Annotated in this window: 2 protein-coding genes and 2 pseudogenes; 2 read left to right on the forward strand and 2 right to left on the reverse strand. The window is 48.6% G+C overall.

Going from position 1 to position 2448, the window contains the following annotated elements; all coding sequences use genetic code 11:
- Positions 1–278: 278 nt before the first annotated feature.
- Both C7B65_RS26735 and tnpA read right to left on the reverse strand, forming a co-directional pair.
- Positions 279–1105, reverse strand: a pseudogene (locus C7B65_RS26735) (IS5 family transposase).
- Between the two features lie 73 nt (positions 1106–1178).
- Positions 1179–1388 (reverse strand): annotated as a pseudogene (gene tnpA / locus C7B65_RS26740) (IS200/IS605 family transposase); the annotation flags it as partial.
- A 163-nt stretch (positions 1389–1551) separates the two neighbouring features.
- On the opposite strand from tnpA, the gene C7B65_RS26745 reads away from it, so the two are divergent.
- Positions 1552–2058 carry a TnsA endonuclease N-terminal domain-containing protein gene (locus tag C7B65_RS26745; RefSeq protein ID WP_073075352.1) on the forward strand — a complete coding sequence of 169 codons (507 nt, stop codon included), beginning with the start codon at positions 1552–1554 and terminating at the stop codon, positions 2056–2058.
- Positions 2059–2247: 189 nt separating this feature from the next.
- Entirely contained in the window at positions 2248–2403 is a 156-nt protein-coding gene (locus tag C7B65_RS28215; RefSeq protein WP_181314515.1) for a hypothetical protein, read from the forward strand.
- Positions 2404–2448 lie beyond the last annotated feature (45 nt).

Consider the following 2448-nt stretch of genomic DNA (forward strand, 5'->3'; position numbering starts at 1 on the left):
TGGCGATTTACCACCGCAGATGCTCGCGTCAAACTGAAGCGGCTTTATCCCTCAATTCAACCTTGACTCTCTACTAGGCTTGCATGAAAGACGAACCGGGATGATTTGTGTCGATAATTATCGGGCACGAGGACAACACAAAAGTGAAAGGGTGCTGTCTGATTTAGAAGCAGATATCCGCAGCTTAGTGGATGGACAGGCTCAGGCAGACCCAAAGTTTCAATCCACGTTCTTGTATACTCGCATCAGTGCTAGAGCCGTGCGAGCAGCCTTAGAGCCTAGCCGAAAACCTGAATTGCCCGCACCACAATACAAGCGCAGGATAAGTGCAGCCTTGCTAAATAATGTTCTGGCTTCTTCTCCCAGCGGATCAAAACCCGTCGAAATCGATTCATCCAGGAATGGGTTCTTTCGACTACCCACCTTCTCGCTCGGTAGTTCGGAATGTCATCAATAATTCGTTGTCCTTCGTCTCGCAGTGGAATGTGCCCAACATATCCCCATGCCTTGAGGATGTCTCTCACCTCATTGTAGTCATAGCCTTTGTCTAAGCAAAGATTTCGAGCTTCTCCTTCTGGACAGTCTTCCGGTACGATTCGTTGCGCTGCTAGCGTGGCTTCCGTCAATTTCATATCATGCCGATTTGCGCCTTCAATCACAATCGCTAGTGGAATGCCGTTGCCATCCGTTACACACACTCCGCTTCGTGCCAGACTTGCCTCGGTCTGTGGGATTACGCCCCGTTGCTTTTTCCCCCCAAGGGCGCTTTCACCATCGCCCCATCCATCGCGTTCCATTCCCACTCAATCCCCACCTCATCGGCGTACTGGTTTAACCCCGCTTCCCACATCCGCTCAAACACCCCGGCTTCTACCCATTCGCTGAATCGGTCATGCACGGTACTCGATGCCCCTAGACTCCTGGGAATTGCATTCCATTGACACCCCGTTCGCAGCACATAAAAGATGGCATTTAATGCCTGTCGATTCTCCATTCTCGGTCGTCCCCCTTTCGGCTTGGGGCGGTCGGCAGGAATCACAAAACTCACTCGTTCCCAAACTTCATCAGGCAGGAGAAACAATGGGTCAATTTCTGTGAAGGACATGGCTGATCAACGGCTGAAACACTCTGTAGCCAAGTATGTCATAGATTTAGAGGTTTTCGGCTAGGCTCTAAGTGGGGGGATACTCTATATGCATATGCACATGAGCCTTACTCACGACCCCTTTGAGAATCTTCACGTCTTCCGCGTCACAAATCTGCATAATCAGTTCTCGGCACCGTTTCTGAATCTCTCCTTTTAGTACTGGATAACGATTCTTCGTTACCCACACCAGATGTACCGTTAATTGGGTCACTGTATGACTCCCTCGACGCTGTTCTGCCATGATGGTTTTTCTCAAACCTACCATGTCACCCCGCTCAAGCCGTCGGGAACTGAGTAGCAACTAAAGTCTCCCACTAAAGTGGGTAGTTTCAACTAGCCTACTGGGACAATGAAAAGCGATGAGTTCCGGTTCCACGGTTGTAACTCTTCAGGAGGCTGCGAGGATGTTAAGCAGTCAAGCCTTTAACGATTGGTGCCAGCAGCTTCAAATTAATTCAGTTGCTCGTGCAGTGATTGAGCAAGTTCGGAGTGCTACGCCATCCCGCCAAGTTCAAGGACGGCGAAAGAATGTTTGCGGCAGCTATCCGAGTCGAAAGATGGGACTGACAATTCAGTTTGAGTCGCATCGCAATGAACTAGCCCGAATTCATGAACTTGAGCATGATACGACGGTTCTGGAATACTATGATCAACCGTCACCGATTGAATTAGTCTACTCGTCGAAAACTGGAAGGCGAATGCGGCATCAGTACACGCCTGATTTCTTTGTTTTGCGAACCGATGGCGTGGAATGGGAGGAGTGTAAGACCGAAGCAGATTTGATTAAACTCGCTCAAGAGAACTCAAATCGCTACTGCCAAGACGCACATAGGCAATGGGTGCGACCTCCATCCGATACATTGGAAAAAACCGATTACCTTTTGCTCCATAAGGGTTTTGAGTGCCTGTAAAATTGATCAATGAATAATCAAAAGGACTACTGTGAAATCGTTCAAAAACCTTATCAGCAGGAGGCTTGAGTCACTTTAGTATCAGGTAGAGGTCGCACCCATAGGCAATGGCATTGCCCACCAGGTGAAGCTTACGCTCAAGTCTTCGGCTTTCGATTTCGAGTTTGGTGCAATTGCGAGATCAACTGGGTGTTGCAAGATAACTGGCTGTGGCTTGAAGACTACATTGGAGTTGAAGTTCCGTCGCTATCCCCAACGGCTCTTAAAGCCTTACAGGAGCAGCTTCAGCAAATGCCTGGAATTTGTCTATCCGAGCTGGTAACTACTCAGCTTAAAAGAGTGTAAGAATTTGCGGAAACCCGTAAAAGTAACAGTCAGGTTCAAATCATT

The sequence above is a fragment of the Phormidesmis priestleyi ULC007 genome (assembly GCF_003003695.1).
GTDB lineage: Bacteria > Cyanobacteriota > Cyanobacteriia > Leptolyngbyales > Leptolyngbyaceae > Phormidesmis_A > Phormidesmis_A priestleyi_A.